This is a genomic window from Streptomyces paludis, assembly GCF_003344965.1.
Lineage (GTDB): Bacteria > Actinomycetota > Actinomycetes > Streptomycetales > Streptomycetaceae > Streptomyces > Streptomyces paludis.
Genome location: NZ_CP031194.1, coordinates 5,006,347 through 5,022,426 on the forward strand (window position 1 = coordinate 5,006,347; position 16,080 = coordinate 5,022,426).

The window sequence follows — 16,080 nt, forward strand, 5'->3', positions numbered from 1 at the left end:
GGGTTTCTCTCAGGCGCTGCGCCCCAAATGCATGACGGTGATGGTGATCACGGCGTCATCGATCTCGTAGATGACTCGGAACAGTCCGATCTGGATGCGGCGGAGGTCCGGGGAGCCGTACGCGAAGGAGCCGTTGGGGCGTGGCTCATGGGCCAGCAGGTCCACAGAAGCGAAGACCTGTAAGAGGCCGGCCGGATCGTCGACCATGAAACGGTCGGCCCCCTTCAGGGCCGCTTCCCGCCAGTGAATTTCGTAGGTCATGCCCGCGGCTCCAGACCGAGCCTGCGCTTTGCCTCCTCGTGGGTGACGGTACTCAGGGTTCCGTTGGCCTTTTCGGCCATGTACTGGGCTACCGCGACCGCGTCTTCCAGATCCTCCAGCTCCTGCGGGTTGATCAGTATGGCCGCCACATGCCCGTGGTCGGTGATGGCGATCCGCTCGCGGGAATGGGCGGTTCTGCGGACCAGCGTGCCGAAGTTGGCGCGGGCTTCCGTCATGGCGTATGTGTCAGTCATGTACAGAAGCGTACGGTGCTGCAAAGTGCTGTGCACTGAAGAAGTCCCGCATTCCTCCGAACGAGGGAATGCGGGACTCCGTGCGTGACGCTGTGTGTTTGTCGGTAGAAATCAGTACGCCGAGCCGGACGCGCCCAGGGAGCCCGTTGGGTGCCAGACCGTCTTTGTTTCCAGGAAGGCGGTCAGGCGGTGGGTGCCGGGGTTGGTCAGCCAGTCCTCCGTGCGGGGGCGGAGGACGCGCTTGAGGTTGTCGGCGGCGGCGATTTCCAGTTCCTTGGCGAGCGCCTCGTCCGTGCCCGCGCCCGTCAGGTCGATCCCGTTGACGTCCTGGTGCGCCGCGAGCGGGGCGCCGATCTCGGCCGCCGAGCCCGACAGGATGTTGACCACGCCGCCCGGCACGTCGGACGTCGCGAGCACCTCGCCGAGGGAGAGCGCCGGCAGCGGGTGCCGCTCGCTGGTGACGACGACCGCCGTATTGCCCGTGGCGATCACGGGGGTGATCACCGAGACCAGCCCGAGCAGCGACGAGTCCTGCGGCGCCAGCACCGCGACGACCCCCGACGGCTCCGGGGTGGACAGGTTGAAGAACGGCCCCGCGACCGGGTTCGCGCCGCCCGCGATCTGGGCGATCTTGTCCGTCCAGCCCGCGTACCAGACCCAGCGGTCGATCGCCGCGTCGACCACGGCCGTCGCCTTCGGCTTGGACAGCCCCTCGGCGTCCGCGACCTCCCGTACGAACTGGCCCCGGCGGCCCTCCAGCATCTCGGCGACGCGGTAGAGCACCTGGCCCCGGTTGTACGCGGTCGTGCCCGACCAGCCGCCGAACGCCTTGCGGGCCGCGACGACCGCGTCACGGGCGTCCTTGCGGGACGCGCGCGGAGCGTTGGCCAGCCACGCATCCTTCGAGTCCGTCACTTCGTACACCCGGCCGCTCTCACTGCGGGGGAACTTGCCCCCGACGTACAGCTTGTAGGTCTTGAGGACGTTCAGACGGTCAGACATCGAGGTATGCCTCCAGGCCGTGACGGCCGCCTTCACGGCCGTAGCCCGATTCCTTGTAGCCGCCGAACGGCGAGGTCGGGTCGAACTTGTTGAACGTGTTGGCCCAGACGACGCCCGCCCGGAGCCTGCTCGCGACCGCGAGGATCCGCGAGCCCTTCTCCGTCCAGATGCCCGCCGAGAGGCCGTACTGCGTGTTGTTGGCCTTCGCGACGGCCTCGTCCGGCGTACGGAACGTCAGTACGGAGAGCACCGGGCCGAAGATCTCGTCGCGCGCGATCGTGTGCGCCTGGGTGACGTTCGTGAAGACCGTCGGGGCGAACCAGTAACCGGCGGAGGGCAGTTCGCAGGCCGGGGACCAGCGCTCCGCGCCCTCCGCCTCGCCCGCGTCGGCCAGCGCCTTGATCCGGGCCAGCTGCTCGGCCGAGTTGATCGCGCCCAGGTCCGTGTTCTTGTCCAGCGGGTCGCCCACGCGCAGCGTGGCCAGCCGGCGCTTCAGCGCGTCCAGCACCTCGTCGTGCACCGACTCCTGGACGAGCAGCCGCGAGCCGGCGCAGCAGACCTGGCCCTGGTTGAAGAAGATCCCCGTGACGATGCCCTCGACGGCCTGGTCGACCGGGGCGTCGTCGAAGACGATGTTCGCGCCCTTGCCGCCCAGCTCCAGCGTCGCCTTCTTCCCCGTACCGGCGATCTCGCGCGCGATGGCCTTGCCCACGGCCGTGGAGCCCGTGAAGGCCACCTTGTTCACATCCGGGTGGGCCACCAGGGCCGCGCCCGTACCGCCGTCGCCGGTGACGATGTTGACGACGCCCCTCGGCAGCCCCGCCTGGCGGCAGATGTCGGCGAAGAAGAGCGCGGAGAGCGGGGTCGTCTCGGCGGGCTTGAGGACCACCGTATTGCCGGTGGCGAGCGCCGGGGCGATCTTCCAGGCGAGCATGAGGAGCGGGAAGTTCCACGGGATGACCTGGCCGGCCACGCCGAGGGGGCGCGGGTTCGCCCCGTAGCCCGCGTGGTCGAGCTTGTCGGCCCAGCCCGCGTAGTAGAAGAAGTGCGCGGCGACCAGCGGGAGGTCCGCGTCGCGCGTCTCCTTGATGGGCTTGCCGTTGTCCAGCGTCTCCAGAACGGCCAGCTCGCGCGAGCGCTCCTGGATGATCCGGGCGATCCGGAACAGATACTTCGCCCGCTCGGCGCCGGGCAGCACCGACCACTTCTCGAACGCCTTACGGGCAGCCTTCACCGCCCGGTCGACGTCCTCGGCGCCGCCCTGCGCGACCTCGGACAGCACCTCCTCGGTGGACGGGCTGACGCTCTTGAAGACCTTGCCGGCGGCCGCCTCGGCGAACTCGCCGTCGATGAACAGGCCGTAGGAGGGCGCGATGTCGACGACCGCGCGGGACTCCGGGGCCGGCGCGTACTCGAATGCCATGGGTCAGTCCACCGTTACGTAGTCGGGGCCGGAGTACCGGCCGGTGCTGAGCTTCTGGCGCTGCATCAGCAGGTCGTTCAGCAGGCTGGAGGCGCCGAAGCGGAACCAGTGGCTGTCCAGCCAGTCCTCGCCCACCGTCTCGTTGACCAGCACCAGGAACTTGAGCGCGTCCTTGGTGGTGCGGATCCCGCCGGCCGGCTTCACGCCGATCTGCGTGCCGGTCTGCGCCCGGAAGTCGCGTACGGCCTCCAGCATGAGGAGCGTGTTCGCCGGAGTCGCGTTCGTGCCGACCTTGCCGGTCGACGTCTTGATGAAGTCCGCCCCGGCGATCATGCCCAGCCAGGAGGCGCGGCGGATGTTGTCGTACGTGGACAGCTCGCCGGTCTCGAAGATGACCTTGAGCCGGGCGGCCCCCGCGGCCTCCTTCACGGCGCGGATCTCCTCGTACACCTTCAGGTAGTGGCCCGCGAGGAAGGCGCCGCGATCGATGACCATGTCGATCTCGTCGGCCCCCGCCGCGACGGCGTCCCGGGTGTCCGCGAGCTTCACACCGAGCGCGGCGCGCCCCGCCGGGAAGGCAGTCGCGACGGAGGCGACCTTCACCCCGGAGCCGGCGAGCGCGGCGGCGGCCGTCGCCGCCATGTCCGGATAGACGCAGACCGCGGCGGTGGCGGGCGTGGTGCGGTCGGTCGGATCGGGGTGGCGGGCCTTGGCGGAGAGCGCCCGGACCTTGCCCGGGGTGTCCGCGCCTTCCAGCGTGGTCAGGTCGATCATCGAGATGGCCAGGTCGATGGCGTACGCCTTGGCCGTGGTCTTGATCGAGCGCGTACCGAGCGACGCCGCGCGTGCCTCCAGGCCGACGGCGTCGACGCCGGGCAGCCCGTGGAGGAAGCGGCGCAGTGCGCTGTCGGACGCTGTCACGTCAGCGAATGCGGGGGTGATGGTGGGCATGGTCACTAGATGAGCATATCTACGCGCGTAGCGACCTGTACAGGGGGTGTGAGGTTGAGCGGGGATTGCCCGGGCGGTTGTGCGTGGGGTTGTGCGTGGGGTTGTGCGGCGTGGGGGTTGTCAGTGGCGTACGGCAGAATCGGAGCCATGACGAGTCCCAGCCCGAACCCGCCGCCGAGCAGCGATGGCCCTGGCCCTGGCCCCGGCCCCGAGGGGGCGTCTGGCCCGTCTGGTGCGTCTGGTGGGGGCGGCGCGTCTGGTGGCTCGGGTAGCGGCTCCGGCGGGGAGCCGGGCTTCGCCGATCGTGTGTACCGGTCCGCCGGCGGGATCATGGGCGGCGGCATGCTGCTGCTGATCGTTCTGTGGCTCGGCTTCGACGCGCTCTTCCGCGGCACGGGCCGTGCGCCGTGGCTGTCGCTGGCCGCGATGCTGTGCGCCGTGCCGCTGATCGTCGCGTTCAGCCTGCGCCCGGCGGTCTTCGCGGGCGCCGATCAGCTCCGTATCCGTAACCCTTTCCGTACGATCACGCTGCCCTGGGGGGCGGTCTCGACCGTACGGGCCGAGTTCTCGTGCGAGGCGCTGACCGAGGACGGCCGGAAGTTCCAGCTGTGGGCCGTGCCGGTCTCCCTGCGCCAGCGCAAGCGGGCGAACCGCCAGACGGTGGGCGGCGGATTCGGCCGCCGCGCGGTCGACGCGAACGAGCAGCCGCAGCAGGCCCAGGCGGACCGTACCGTCGTGGAACTGCGCGAGCTGGCCGACGGGGCCGCGACCCGTCCTTCGGCGCAGGGTGAGCCGGCGGTGCGCTGGGCGTACGAGGTGATCGCGCCGTCGGCGGCGGGGCTGGTCGTGCTCGTAGTGCTGCTGCTGATGACGGGCTGAGTGGGGGGCCTCCCGGTTGGGGGCCGTGGTCCGGGCGTCGGTTCGGGCTGGGCCCGGTCGTCTCGGTGCCGGGGGCCGGGGCACTCCGGAGGCGCATCCCCGGATGCATGATTTACGCCGCGTGCGGCATATCGGCCGACTGTATGCGCGTACAGCGGCACAAATCACGCTCTACATCCGGGGACGTCACCTCCTGCGACCCCGGCCCCCTCCCGCCGGTGGGGCGGACCCCGGCGCCCTCCCGTTGGGGACAAGTACCGGCCGGTGTCGTCATGATGGACGCGGTCATCCGGAGCGCAGGGGTAGTGGGGGCACGATGGATATCGGGATGGTGCGGGCCGCGGTTGGGCCCGAGAGTGACGTGGTCGTCAACGGCCCAGGTGTGTACGTCTGGATCGATGCCGGTGTTCCCGAGCGGCCGGTGCTCTACATCGGCAGGTCGGGCAATGTCAGCCTGCGTACGAGCAATGAGCGCCTGTGGACCGATCAGTTCCGGAACGCCCGGGGGCGCGGCAACAGCCTGTGGTATTCGGCGGGTTGCGGGCTGGCGCCGGTCCTCGCGGGCGCGCGCGATCCGCAGGTGCTGGCGTGGCCGATGGAGAAGGCGCGCGCGGGTGCGACGGAGACCGCGCTCATACGTCTGGCGGCGATGACCGGCGGGACTCCGCCGGCCCAGGGCGCGGGGTGGGGTTGGGGCCGTGGCGACTGCGCTGACAGTGCCCATCCGGTGCATACGCTGCTGAACGCCTGGTTCGACCCGGAACACGCGGTCAGCGTCAAGCTTGCGAGCAGAGAGGGAGAGCCGGCCCTTGGACAGGTCGGTCACTCGGTCCAGGGGGAGGGGGCGAGGGGCCGGGAGCTGTAGCGTTCGCCGCAGATGAGGTAGGCCGTACGACCGGTGGTCCATGCCTCGTGGGCCGAGTGGATACGGTCGCGCTCGTCGGCGCGGCACAGGGTGTTCGTCTCGTGGAGAGTGGCCCAGCGGTAGGTGACCGGGCTGCCGTCTTCTGTGTCGTGGGGTGCGCCCAGCGCACTGTTCGGCGGGATGCGGCTGCCCTTGAAAACGACATCGAGCCCCTCGGCCTCGGTGACCCCTCGGGGGATGTGGTCCACGACGAGGATCTCCTCGGGCGACGCGGCGGGTAAGCCGGCCTTCGCGGTGACCTCCCGCACGTACGCCTCGTGGAGGAATTCGTCGTCCTGGGCGTTGCCGCCCGGCAGTTGCCATGTGTGCCGGCCGTGGTCGCTGAGCAGGACGTTCAGTTCGCCGCCGATACGCCGCGCGAAGAACCCGGCGACGCCGGTGCGGCGGGGCGGGGGGCCGGGCCGGTCGATTTCGTCGTACATGCTCACCGTTCCTTCTGGCGGGGAGTTGGCTGCGCGGGCGCCTGCCACTGGAACACCAGGCCCTTGCCGGTCAGCGTTCTGACGACCGACCACCCGGGCGCGAGCGCGTCGAGCAGCTCCAGGCCGCGCCCGTGCTGGTCCCAGGCGCTGTGCGGTCGGTGGCGCCTGGTGGGCAGCGTCGTCTCGCCGCGGTCGTGAACCTCGATCCGTACGGTGCGGTGCCGCGGGGCGTGACAGATCAGATCGAACGCGCCGCCGCCGGCGTGCAGCACGGCGTTGGTGACGGTCTCGCTGACCAGCAGCTTCACGACGCCGTGGTCGACCCACGGGTATGGGGCGTAGGCGCGGGCCGCTATGGCTCTGGCCTGGGGTACGGCTACGGCGGTGCAGGGGTAGCGCTCTACGGCCAGGACGTATTCGTGTGCGGGCAGTTCCATGTCCGTGCCTCTGCCTTTCGGTGCGCGCGGAACCAATACGCCGTGCGGCTGTGTGCGTTCGCAGGGCGCGCCCCAGTGTGTGTCACGTGACTTGCCCTGCGCAACTCAGTGTGTGGAGTTCATTCCGGAGAGTCATGGTGCGGTCGGATGGCCGATACTCTGGGCGCGTCAGGAGACGACGCCGCCGAAAGGGGAGCCGTGGCTGTCAGTGTCAACGCGAACGCGATCTTCGCGATGCGTCGGGTAGGGGAGGAACTCCAGCGCCTGCGCAGCCAAGCCGGCCTCCAACAGGAGGCGGTCGGGCAGGTGTTGGGCGTCTCGCGCTACACGGTGGGCAAGATCGAGCGGGGCCGGGCGTTCCCGACGGATGAGCAGCTCCCGAAGCTGCTCAAGCTCTTGAAGGTCACGCCCGAGGAGCGCGCGGGCATCGTCGCGACGATTGAGCAGGGCCGGTCGTACGGGCGGACGTGGTACGAACAGCCTGAGGTGCAGGCGCTGTTCAGCGGCGACTCGTATCGGTACCTGTCGCTGGAGGACGCGGCGGAGCGCGTGTCGATGCATTCGGGGACGTATGTGCCGGGGCTGTTTCAGACCCGTGAGTACATCGAAGCGATCGTGGCGTTCGGGCAGCGGCACGAGAGCACGGAGCATCGTGAGACCTTCGTCAAAGCCCGGCTGAAGCGGCAGGAAGTGCTCACGCGCAGGAATCCTCTTGCGGTGGACGCCCTCATGTTGGAGTCTGCGCTCAGAGCGGTTGTGGGTGGACCGGAGGTGATGCGTGCGCAGCTACGACACTTGGTGGCGTGTGCCGGGCGGCCGAATGTCACATTGCGCGTGATCCCGTTCTCGGCGGGTGCTCCGAGTGTTGCCGCCGCGATGTTCACCATCGTTGACTTCCCGGGCGCCGACAATCGCAGTGTCCTTCTACAGGAGCGGGTAACCGGCGAGACCCTCCAGGACGATCCGGCAGAGGTGCGGCGGGCCCGCCGGAGGTTCGCTGACTCAACGTCCTACGCGTTGGATGAGGAGGCAACCATTCGATGCATCGAAGAGATCGAGAAGGAACTCCTGTGAGCAACCCGAAAGACGACCTCTACGCCGCGCCGCTGGACGGCGAGTGGGAGAAGTCTTCGTTCAGCGCCATGAACGGCGACAACTGTGTCCAGATCATGCCGATAGCCGGGGGTGTTGCCTTCGGTGACAGCAAGCGCCGGGATCTGGATGGTGCGTTGCGCTTTACGGACGGGGAGATGCTGGCGCACATCCTGGCGGTCAAGGCGGGTCAGTACGACCACTTGATCCCGGACGGGACGGAACTTTGAGGGTCCCCAAAGGCGCGGGGAGTAGGCGAGCAGCCGCTCTCAGACCGGCCATTTACGGGGAACACCCCCGCACGCGCGGGGAGCAGCTCGCGTTCCACCGTCACGCCATCGCGCTGGCGGGAACACCCCCGCACGCGCGGGGAGCGGGGAGACGAACGCGGCGCCCTGTTCGGCGTGCAGGGAACACCCCCGCACGCGCGGGGAGCGGGGGACGTCTGCGCCAGCTCGATGCGGCGGACGGGGAACACCCCCGCACGCGCGGGGAGCGGAGCCTCGCTGCCCTGACCGCCGTACTCCACGTGGGAACACCCCCGCACGCGCGGGGAGCGGACTTCGTGAGCTGGGAGTTTATGGCAGGGGTGCAGGGTTTTGCAGCAGTTTCGTTGAATCCGGCGGATCGGCCATAACGGGCTTTGGCGGCAGGGGTATGTGCCTCGGGGCGTCCCGCGCTCCGGCACGGTACCGGCTGGCCCACACCCCCGCCGAAGGCGGCCCGTGGCTATGTGCCGGGGCTCTTGCAGACCCGCGAGTACATCACGGCCATCGCCGCGTTTAGTCAGGAGACTGACCCGGCGGATTTTGCGCTGGGCGGGGAAGAAAACATTCGACGCATCAAAGGGATTGAGAAGGAGCGGTCATGAGTGATCCGAAAGACGACCTCTACGCCGCGCCGCTTGACGGTGAGTGGGAGAAGTCCTCGTTCAGCAACGGCTCCGGGGATGCCTGCGTCCAGATCATGCCGATAGCCGGGGGCGTTGCCTTCGGTGACAGCAAGCGCCGTGACTTGGATGGCGCGTTGCGCTTCACGAACAGGGAGATGCTGGCGCACATCCTGGCGGTCAAGGCGGGCCAGTACGACCACCTGATCCCGGACGGGACGGAACTCTGAGGTCCCCGCAGGTGCGGGGAGCAGTGATTGATCGCGCGCTTGGCCCCGAGACCGGCGGGAACATCCCCACACGCGCGGGGAGCAGTATGCGCGGGCTGTTACACCGTCAGGCATTTCGGGAACAATCCCGCACGCGCGGGAGCAGGCCACCGACGTCTTCCCCACACCGCCCTTGTTGGGAACACCCCCGCACGCGCGGGGAGCAGCGGGCGCGCGGCCCGTCCCAGGAATGGGAGACGGGAACACCCCCGCACGCGCGGGGAGCAGCACGCCAAGGCTGCGGCGTGATGGGCAAGCAGGGGAACACCCCCGCACGCGCGGGGAGCAGCACGCCAAGGCTGCGGCGTGATGGGCAAGCAGGGGAACACCCCCGCACGCGCGGGGAGCAGCTCACGGTGATGAATCCGTTCTTCGTCTGGTGGGGAACACCCCCGCACGCGCGGGGAGCAGTGAACCTGCCGGAGGGCCTTGATGGCCGTTCCGGGAACACCCCCGCACGCGCGGGGAGCAGACTTCGTGACCTGGGAGTTTATGGCAGGGGTGCGGGGGTTTGGGGCGGTTTCGTTGAATCCGGCGGATCGGCCATAACGGGCGTTGGCGGCAGGGGTTTGTGACGTGGTGTCACCACCGGCGGGAGGGGGGTGGGGTCGTAGGAGGTGCGTGTCCGGACGTAGAGCGTGATTTGTGCCGCTGAGCGATACCCGCGCGTACGTTCCGGTCCGCACGCGGCGTAAATCATGCAGTCCGGGCATGTGCCTCCGGAGGCCCCGCGCCCCGGCATCAGGCCGTACCACCCGCGCAAAGGCGGACCCCGCCGGAGGCGACCCGTACCCCGGCATGGGACCGGCTGGCCCGCGCCCCCCGCCGGAGGCGACCCGCCGCCCTCGCCGGAGGCGACCCCCGTCAGATGCCCGCCGCCTCCGCCACGTCTCGCTTCAGCGCCGTCAGGACGGCCTCGCCTCGCTCGCGCGCCGACGCCAGCTCCGTCGCGTTTGCCACCGGCACCACCGCCTCCAAGTAGCACTTCAACTTCGGTTCCGTGCCGCTGGGGCGGACGATGACTCGGGCCTGGTAAGCGCCGTCGAGGTGGTAGCGGAGGCCGTCCGTGGGGGGGAGGGTGGCCGTGCCCTGGGTGAGGTCCTCGGTGGAGGTGACCTGGACGCCGGCCAGTTGCTTCGGCGGGTGTTCGCGTAGGCGGTGCATCGCGGCTGCGATCAGGGAGAGGTCCTGGACGCGGACGGAGAGTTGGGACGTGGCGTGGAGGCCGTGGGTTACGGCCAGGTCGTCCAGGAGGTCGGTCAGGGTGCGGGCCGATTCCTTCAGCTCTGAGGCCAGTTCGGCCACCAGGAGCGCCGCCGTGATGCCGTCCTTGTCGCGGACGCCTTCGGGGTCTACGCAGTAGCCGAGGGCCTCCTCGTAGCCGTAGCGCAGGCCCTCGACCCTGGCGATCCACTTGAAGCCGGTGAGGGTCTCCTCGTACGGGAGGCCGGCCGTTGCCGCGATGCGGCTGAGGAGGGAGGAGGAGACGATCGACTCGGCCAGTACGCCCGTCGCGCCGCGCGCGACCAGGTGCGCGGCCAGGAGCGCGCCCACCTCGTCGCCCGTCAGCATGCGCCAGCCGGTGTCCGTTCCGGGGGCGGGTACGGCGACCGCGCAGCGGTCCGCGTCGGGGTCGTTGGCGATGATCAGGTCGGGGTTCACGCGGCGCGCGGTCGCGAAGGCCAGGTCCATCGCACCCGGTTCCTCGGGGTTGGGGAAGGCCACGGTCGGGAACGCGGGATCGGGCTCCGACTGCTCCGGTACGGGTACGGGCGCGGGGAAGCCGGCGCGGGCGAACGCCGCGAGGAGCGTTTCCGTACCGACGCCGTGCAGCGCGGTGTGCACGATCCTGGCCGTACGCGCCGAGCCGGGCGCCAGTACCGCGTCGGTACGGGCCAGGTAGGCCGTCAGGACGTCGTCGTTGAGGGTCTCCCAGCCGGACTCGGGGCGCGGCACAGCCGACAGTGCCTCCACCGCCGCGATCTCCGCCGCGATCTCCGCGTCCGCCGGCGGCACGATCTGCGAGCCGTCGCCCAGATAGACCTTGTAGCCGTTGTCCCGGGGCGGGTTGTGGCTCGCGGTGACCTCCACGCCGGCCACCGCGCCGAGGTGGCGTATGGCGAAGGCCAGCACGGGTGTCGGCAGCGGGCGCGGGAGTACGGCGGCGCGCAGTCCGGCGCCGGTCATCACGGCGGCGGTGTCGCGCGCGAAGTCCGCCGACTTGTAGCGGGCGTCGTAGCCGATGACGACCAGCCCGGCGCCCTCGCCCTTGGCCTTCAGGTACGCGGCCAGCCCGGCGGCGGCGCGGATGACGACGGCGCGGTTCATCCGCATCGGCCCGGCGCCCAGCTCGCCGCGCAGGCCCGCCGTACCGAACTGGAGCGTGCCGGAGAACCGGTCCGCGAGGTCGGCGAGGGCGTCGGGGTCGCCGGCCTCCGCCGTCTCGATCAGCGCGCCCAGTTCGGCGCGGGTTCCGTCGTCCGGGTCCTCGGCCTGCCAGGCGGCGGCCCGTGCGAGGAGGTCCCGTCGCGCGGTCGCCGCGGTCTCCGTCGTCGTCACGTCCTGCTCCTGCCGCTCGTTCTGCCGCATGGTGGAGGTACCTCCGTCTGGGCTGCTCATGTCGTCTGGGCTGCCGGTGTCATGTCCGTACGCGTACTCAGATACGTTCCAGCACCCGTGCCAGCAGCGACCCCATCTGGGTCGCCGAGTCGCGGCCCGCCTGAAGGACCTCCTCATGGTTGAGGGGCTCGCCGGAGATGCCCGCCGCCAGGTTCGTCACCAGCGAGAGGCCGAGCACCTCGGCGCCCGCCTCGCGGGCCGCGATGGCCTCCAGGACCGTGGACATGCCGACCAGGTCGCCGCCCATCGCGCGGACCATGTTGATCTCGGCGGGCGTCTCGTAGTGCGGGCCGGTGAACTGGACGTACACGCCCTCTTCGAGATCCGGGTCGATCTCCTTGCACAGCGCCCGGAGCCTCGGCGAGTAGAGGTCCGTCAGGTCCACGAAGTTCGCGCCGACGATGGGCGAGACCGCCGTCAGGTTGATGTGGTCGCTGATCAGCACGGGCTGCCCGGGGCGCATGCCCTCGCGCAGGCCGCCGCAGCCGTTCGTCAGGACGATGGTCTTGCAGCCGGCCGCTACGGCGGTACGGACGCCGTGCGCGACGGCCGCGACGCCCCGGCCCTCGTAGAAGTGCGTACGGCCGAGGAAGACCAGCGCGCGCTTCTCGGCGATCTTGTACGAGCGGATTCTGCCGCCGTGGCCGGCCACGGCCGGGGGCGGGAAGCCCGGCAGGTCGGTCACCGGGAAGTCGGCCTCGGGCTCGCCGAGGGCGTCACCGGCCGGTCCCCAGCCCGAGCCCATCACAAGAGCGACGTCATGGGTCTCGGCGCCGGTCAGCTCGCGGAGCCGCGCTGCGGCGGCCTCGGCGGCGGCGAGGGGGTCGGCGGGTCCGTCGGCGTTGGCCTGGATAACTGATGCGTTCACGCCGATGAGGGTAGCCGGTCAAGCCCTACGCGCGTAGATGATAGGGGGATTGGTCTGGACATCGTTGTGTTGTCGTTTCCGAAGGAAGTGTCCGGCCGTCCCCGGCGCGGGCGGTTCCTCCCCTTCCGCGCCGGGTTTCCGCGCCCGCCTCAGCAGGGGCGCTTGCGCAGCTCCATCACGTAGTCGTGCGGTGCCCCCGCCGACTCCGCCGCGTCCGCCAGCTCGCCCAGATACCGGGCCGAGGGCAGCCCGCCCTCGTACCCGTTCAGGACGTACAGCCAGGTCGGCTCCTCGCCGTCCAGCGTGTGCACCCGTACCCGCATCCGGCGGTAGATGTCGAGCCCGACACCCTCCCAGCGGTCCATGGAGTCCTCGTCCATGGGGGCGATGTCGTACAGCGCGACGAAGACCTGGGAGCGCGGCGCCTCCACGATCGTGACCAGCGCTCCCTCCCAGCCCATCTGCTCGCCACCGAAGGTGAGCCGCCAGCCGTTGAGCCAGCCGGTCCCGCGCAGCGGTGAGTGCGGGGCGCGGCGGGACATCAGCCGCGCGTCGAGGTTGCCGGCGTACGCGGCGTAGAGCGACATGGGGTCGAGGGTACGGGAGGTACGGGCGTGGCCGCCGATGTGTCCGGAGGGTCACATGCCCGGCCGGCGCCTCCGGGCGGCGCTCGTGCGGCGGGGGCGGGCAGGTCAGAGGGGCGGTGCCCGGATGGCGGGCCCCGGGGAGAAGCAGCTTGGCGGGTGCGGGACAATGGAGTACGTACTGCATCCCCCGGGGCTTCCCCCGGAACCCCGGCCGGGGTGGCAGACGGGCCGGGTTGACACGCGAGGCGGATTTTTTTCGTGACCCGGATCGTGATCATCGGCGGCGGACCCGGCGGCTACGAGGCGGCCCTGGTGGGCGCCCAGCTCGGTGCGGAGGTGACCGTCGTCGACTGCGACGGGCTCGGTGGCGCCTCGGTGCTCACCGACTGCGTACCGTCGAAGACGCTCATCGCGACGGCCGAGGTGATGACCACCTTCGACTCCTCCTACGAGGAGCTGGGGATCATCGTCGCGGACGACCGGGAGCCCGCCGAGAAGGCGGCCCGCGTCGTCGGCGTCGACCTCGGCAAGGTCAACCGCAGGGTCAAGCGCCTCGCGCTCGCCCAGTCCCACGACATCACCGCCTCCGTCACCCGGGCCGGCGCCCGGGTCATGCGCGGCCGGGGGCGGCTCGACGGGCGGCAGGCCGTGGACGGCTCGCGCCAGGTGATCGTGACCGCCGCCGACGGCAGCGAGGAGTCCCTCACCGCCGACGCCGTCCTGATCGCCACCGGCGCCCACCCGCGCGAGATCGCGGACGCGCGCCCGGACGGCGAGCGCATCCTGAACTGGACGCAGGTGTACGACCTCGACGAGCTGCCCGAAGAGCTGATCGTGGTCGGCTCCGGCGTCACCGGCGCCGAGTTCGCCGGCGCGTACCAGGCGCTGGGCTCCCGGGTCACGCTCGTCTCGTCCCGCGACCGCGTGCTGCCCGGCGAGGACCCGGACGCCGCCGCCGTCCTGGAGGACGTCTTCCGGCGGCGCGGCATGAACGTGATGTCCCGCTCGCGCGCCGAGGCCGTGAAGCGCGTGGACGACCGGGTCGAGGTCACCCTCGCCGACGGCCGTACGATCTCCGGCACGCACTGCCTGATGGCCGTCGGCGCGATCCCCAACACGGCGGGCATGGGCCTGGAGGAGGCCGGCGTCCTCGTCAAGGACTCGGGCCACATCAAGACCGACCGGGTCTCCCGTACCTCCGCGCCCGGCGTGTACGCGGCGGGCGATGTCACCGGGATCTTCGCCCTCGCCTCCGTCGCCGCCATGCAGGGCCGGATCGCGATGTACCACTTCCTGGGCGACGCGGTCGCGCCGCTCAACCTCAAGACCGTCTCGTCGAACGTCTTCACCGACCCCGAGATCGCCACCGTCGGCTACAGCCAGTCCGACATCGACGACGGCCGGATCGACGCCCGCGTCGTGAAGCTGCCGCTGCTGCGCAACCCGCGCGCCAAGATGCAGGGCATCCGCGACGGCTTCGTCAAGATCTTCGCTCGTCCGGGTACGGGCATCGTCGTCGGCGGCGTTGTCGTCGCCCCCCGCGCGAGTGAACTGATCCACCCGATCTCGCTCGCCGTCGACAACAATCTGACGGTCGAGCAGATCGCGAACGCCTTCACGGTGTACCCGTCGCTTTCGGGTTCGATCGCCGAGGTGGCACGGCAGTTGCACACGCGGAAGTCGGGCGAGGAGATCTGACGGGGCGGGCGGCTGCCGCCCGCTGGGGCGTTGCGGGCCTTGGTCTTCGAGTCTTACGGCTCGGGGCCGGGGCCCGTTTCGTGTGTGCCTGCCGGTGCCCGTTCGGGCGGGCCGTCCGTCCGTTCCGGCGCTGAAAGCCCTTTCTGGGCGTACACGTTCGAGCGGATGGGATCGCTTTATACCATCGTGGACGCTCGTCTGTGTACAACTTCTGTTATTCGGCGCAAACTGCTGAAAGCAGACGGTCGTTGGGGTTACTGTCAGTTTCGTGTTCGCTGCAGAACGTCGCCAATTGATTCTCGAAATGGTGCGCGCCAACGGGGCCGTGTCGCTCCGTGAGCTTGCCCGTGTCGTCCAGACCTCTGAAGTGACCGTACGGCGGGACGTGCGGGCGCTGGAGGCCGAAGGACTCCTCGACCGCCGGCACGGCGGTGCGGTACTGCCGGGTGGATTCACGCGAGAATCCGGCTTTCCGCAAAAATCGCATCTCGCAACGGCGGAGAAGACGGCCATCGCCGATCTCGCCGCGAGCCTCGTCGAAGAGGGCGAAGCCGTGGTCGTCGGCGCCGGTACGACCACGCAGGAGCTGGCCCGCCGGCTCGCGCGGATCCCCGGGCTGACCGTCGTCACCAACTCCCTGCTGGTCGCGCAGGCGCTGGCGCACGCCAACCGCGTCGAGGTCGTCATGACCGGCGGAACGCTGCGCGGCTCCAACTACGCGCTCGTCGGCAGCGGCGCGGAACAGTCCCTCCAGGGCCTCCGCGTCACCCGCGCGTTCCTCTCGGGGAGCGGGCTGACGGCCGAACGCGGCCTCTCCACGTCCAACATGCTCTCGGCGAGCGTCGACCGGGCGCTGGTGCAGGCGGCGGCGGAGGTCGTCGTCCTCGCCGACCACACGAAGCTCGGCACCGACACGATGTTCCAGACGGTGCCCACCGATCTGATCAGCCGCCTCGTCACCAACGAGCCGCCCGCGCAGGACGAGCGCGCGGCGACGGAGCTTCAGGCGCTGGCGGATCAGGGCGTACGGGTGTCGGTGGCGGGCGGCGTCGCGTCCGGGGTGGCCGGCGGGTCCGGTGGTTCTGCCGGAGGTGACTCGGGGGGGCCGCCGGGGGCGCGGTCGCGCCGCGATGTGCCGCTTCCGGGGCAGCGCCGTACGCATGGCCCGTCCGGGCCGGGGAGCCCGTCCGGCGGGACGGGGGGCGCGCAGCCGTTACGGAGCGCACCGCCGCTGGCCCAGCAGGAGCCGGGGGAGCGGGCTCGGGTGGCGGACATGCGGCGTCGGTAGTCCGGGGTGCGACCGGGTCGCCTCCCGGCTGGGGGTCGTGGGGTTTGGACGGGTGCGGGGTGCGGCTGGTTCGTTTTGTGCCGGAGGCCGGGGCACTCCGGAGGCGCATCCCCGGATGCATGATTTACGCCGCCGCGCGGCAGGGTTCTTCGACTGCGGACCGTACAGCGGCACAAATCACGCTCTACATCCGGGGACGTCACCTCCTGCGACCCC

17 protein-coding genes and 1 CRISPR repeat array are annotated in these 16,080 nt (G+C 70.4%); of the genes, 7 read left to right on the forward strand and 10 right to left on the reverse strand.

Features of this window, described 5'->3' with window-relative positions; translation table 11 throughout:
- Positions 1-9: 9 nt before the first annotated feature.
- The 5 genes from DVK44_RS22225 to deoC all read right to left on the reverse strand — a co-directional run bounded on the left by DVK44_RS22225 (position 10) and on the right by deoC (position 3,891).
- Positions 10-261, reverse strand: a complete 252-nt coding sequence (locus tag DVK44_RS22225) for a type II toxin-antitoxin system RelE family toxin (protein WP_114661244.1) — start codon at positions 259-261, stop codon at positions 10-12.
- The gene (locus tag DVK44_RS22230) at positions 258-515 is read right to left on the reverse strand and encodes a type II toxin-antitoxin system Phd/YefM family antitoxin (RefSeq protein WP_114665356.1); all 258 of its coding nucleotides are present in this window, start codon (positions 513-515) and stop codon (positions 258-260) included. The genes DVK44_RS22225 and DVK44_RS22230 overlap by 4 nt, the downstream gene beginning before the upstream one ends.
- A 111-nt stretch (positions 516-626) precedes the next feature.
- Positions 627-1,517, reverse strand: coding sequence for an aldehyde dehydrogenase family protein (locus DVK44_RS22235; protein ID WP_114665357.1), 891 nt, complete (start codon positions 1,515-1,517; stop codon positions 627-629).
- Positions 1,510-2,940 carry an aldehyde dehydrogenase family protein gene (locus DVK44_RS22240; protein WP_114661245.1) on the reverse strand — a complete coding sequence of 477 codons (1,431 nt, stop codon included), beginning with the start codon at positions 2,938-2,940 and terminating at the stop codon, positions 1,510-1,512. Before DVK44_RS22240 ends, DVK44_RS22235 begins: the two co-directional genes overlap by 8 nt.
- A gap of 3 nt (positions 2,941-2,943) precedes the next feature.
- Complete coding sequence (gene deoC / locus DVK44_RS22245) at positions 2,944-3,891, reverse strand: deoxyribose-phosphate aldolase (RefSeq protein WP_181957662.1); 948 nt, start codon at positions 3,889-3,891, stop codon at positions 2,944-2,946.
- 306 nt (positions 3,892-4,197) lie between these two features.
- On the opposite strand from deoC, the gene DVK44_RS22250 reads away from it, so the two are divergent.
- Together DVK44_RS22250 and DVK44_RS22255 are read left to right on the forward strand one after the other, a co-directional pair.
- Entirely contained in the window at positions 4,198-4,770 is a 573-nt protein-coding gene (locus tag DVK44_RS22250) for a PH domain-containing protein (RefSeq protein ID WP_331461619.1), read from the forward strand.
- A gap of 316 nt (positions 4,771-5,086) precedes the next feature.
- On the forward strand, positions 5,087-5,635 hold the full coding sequence (locus DVK44_RS22255; RefSeq protein WP_114661248.1) for a hypothetical protein: 549 nt from the start codon (positions 5,087-5,089) through the stop codon (positions 5,633-5,635).
- Here the strand turns inward: DVK44_RS22255 and DVK44_RS22260 are convergent.
- Positions 5,593-6,117, reverse strand: coding sequence for an NUDIX hydrolase (locus DVK44_RS22260; protein WP_114661249.1), 525 nt, complete (start codon positions 6,115-6,117; stop codon positions 5,593-5,595). The genes DVK44_RS22255 and DVK44_RS22260 overlap by 43 nt on opposite strands.
- Before the next feature lie 2 nt (positions 6,118-6,119).
- Positions 6,120-6,554, reverse strand: a complete 435-nt coding sequence (locus DVK44_RS22265; protein WP_114661250.1) for an ATP-binding protein — start codon at positions 6,552-6,554, stop codon at positions 6,120-6,122.
- A gap of 147 nt (positions 6,555-6,701) precedes the next feature.
- On the opposite strand from DVK44_RS22265, the gene DVK44_RS22270 reads away from it, so the two are divergent.
- From DVK44_RS22270 to DVK44_RS37695, 3 genes are all read left to right on the forward strand, one after another.
- On the forward strand, positions 6,702-7,628 hold the full coding sequence (locus tag DVK44_RS22270; RefSeq protein WP_228447321.1) for a helix-turn-helix domain-containing protein: 927 nt from the start codon (positions 6,702-6,704) through the stop codon (positions 7,626-7,628).
- Positions 7,625-7,876, forward strand: coding sequence for a DUF397 domain-containing protein (locus DVK44_RS37690; RefSeq protein ID WP_408055347.1), 252 nt, complete (start codon positions 7,625-7,627; stop codon positions 7,874-7,876). The genes DVK44_RS22270 and DVK44_RS37690 overlap by 4 nt, the downstream gene beginning before the upstream one ends.
- A 57-nt stretch (positions 7,877-7,933) precedes the next feature.
- A CRISPR array of direct repeats spans positions 7,934-8,205; the repeat unit is 27 nt; unit sequence GGGAACACCCCCGCACGCGCGGGGAGC.
- Between the two features lie 308 nt (positions 8,206-8,513).
- Positions 8,514-8,765, forward strand: coding sequence for a DUF397 domain-containing protein (locus tag DVK44_RS37695; RefSeq protein WP_408055348.1), 252 nt, complete (start codon positions 8,514-8,516; stop codon positions 8,763-8,765).
- 903 nt (positions 8,766-9,668) lie between these two features.
- Here the strand turns inward: DVK44_RS37695 and DVK44_RS22285 are convergent.
- The 3 genes from DVK44_RS22285 to DVK44_RS22295 form a co-directional block, all read right to left on the reverse strand.
- Complete coding sequence (locus DVK44_RS22285) at positions 9,669-11,393, reverse strand: phospho-sugar mutase (RefSeq protein WP_114661252.1); 1,725 nt, start codon at positions 11,391-11,393, stop codon at positions 9,669-9,671.
- A 67-nt stretch (positions 11,394-11,460) separates the two neighbouring features.
- On the reverse strand, positions 11,461-12,291 hold the full coding sequence (locus tag DVK44_RS22290) for a purine-nucleoside phosphorylase (protein WP_114661253.1): 831 nt from the start codon (positions 12,289-12,291) through the stop codon (positions 11,461-11,463).
- Positions 12,292-12,440: 149 nt separating this feature from the next.
- Positions 12,441-12,878, reverse strand: a complete 438-nt coding sequence (locus DVK44_RS22295; protein ID WP_114621718.1) for a gamma-glutamylcyclotransferase — start codon at positions 12,876-12,878, stop codon at positions 12,441-12,443.
- Positions 12,879-13,136: 258 nt separating this feature from the next.
- Here DVK44_RS22295 and DVK44_RS22300 point away from each other — a divergent pair, with 258 nt between their 5' ends.
- Together DVK44_RS22300 and DVK44_RS22305 are read left to right on the forward strand one after the other, a co-directional pair.
- A complete protein-coding gene (locus DVK44_RS22300) occupies positions 13,137-14,576 on the forward strand; it encodes an NAD(P)H-quinone dehydrogenase (RefSeq protein ID WP_114661254.1) in 1,440 nt (479 codons plus the stop codon).
- Between the two features lie 268 nt (positions 14,577-14,844).
- Positions 14,845-15,864 (forward strand): DeoR/GlpR family DNA-binding transcription regulator, encoded by a 1,020-nt coding sequence (locus DVK44_RS22305; RefSeq protein ID WP_114661255.1) that lies wholly within the window; start codon positions 14,845-14,847, stop codon positions 15,862-15,864.
- Positions 15,865-16,080: the final 216 nt, after the last annotated feature.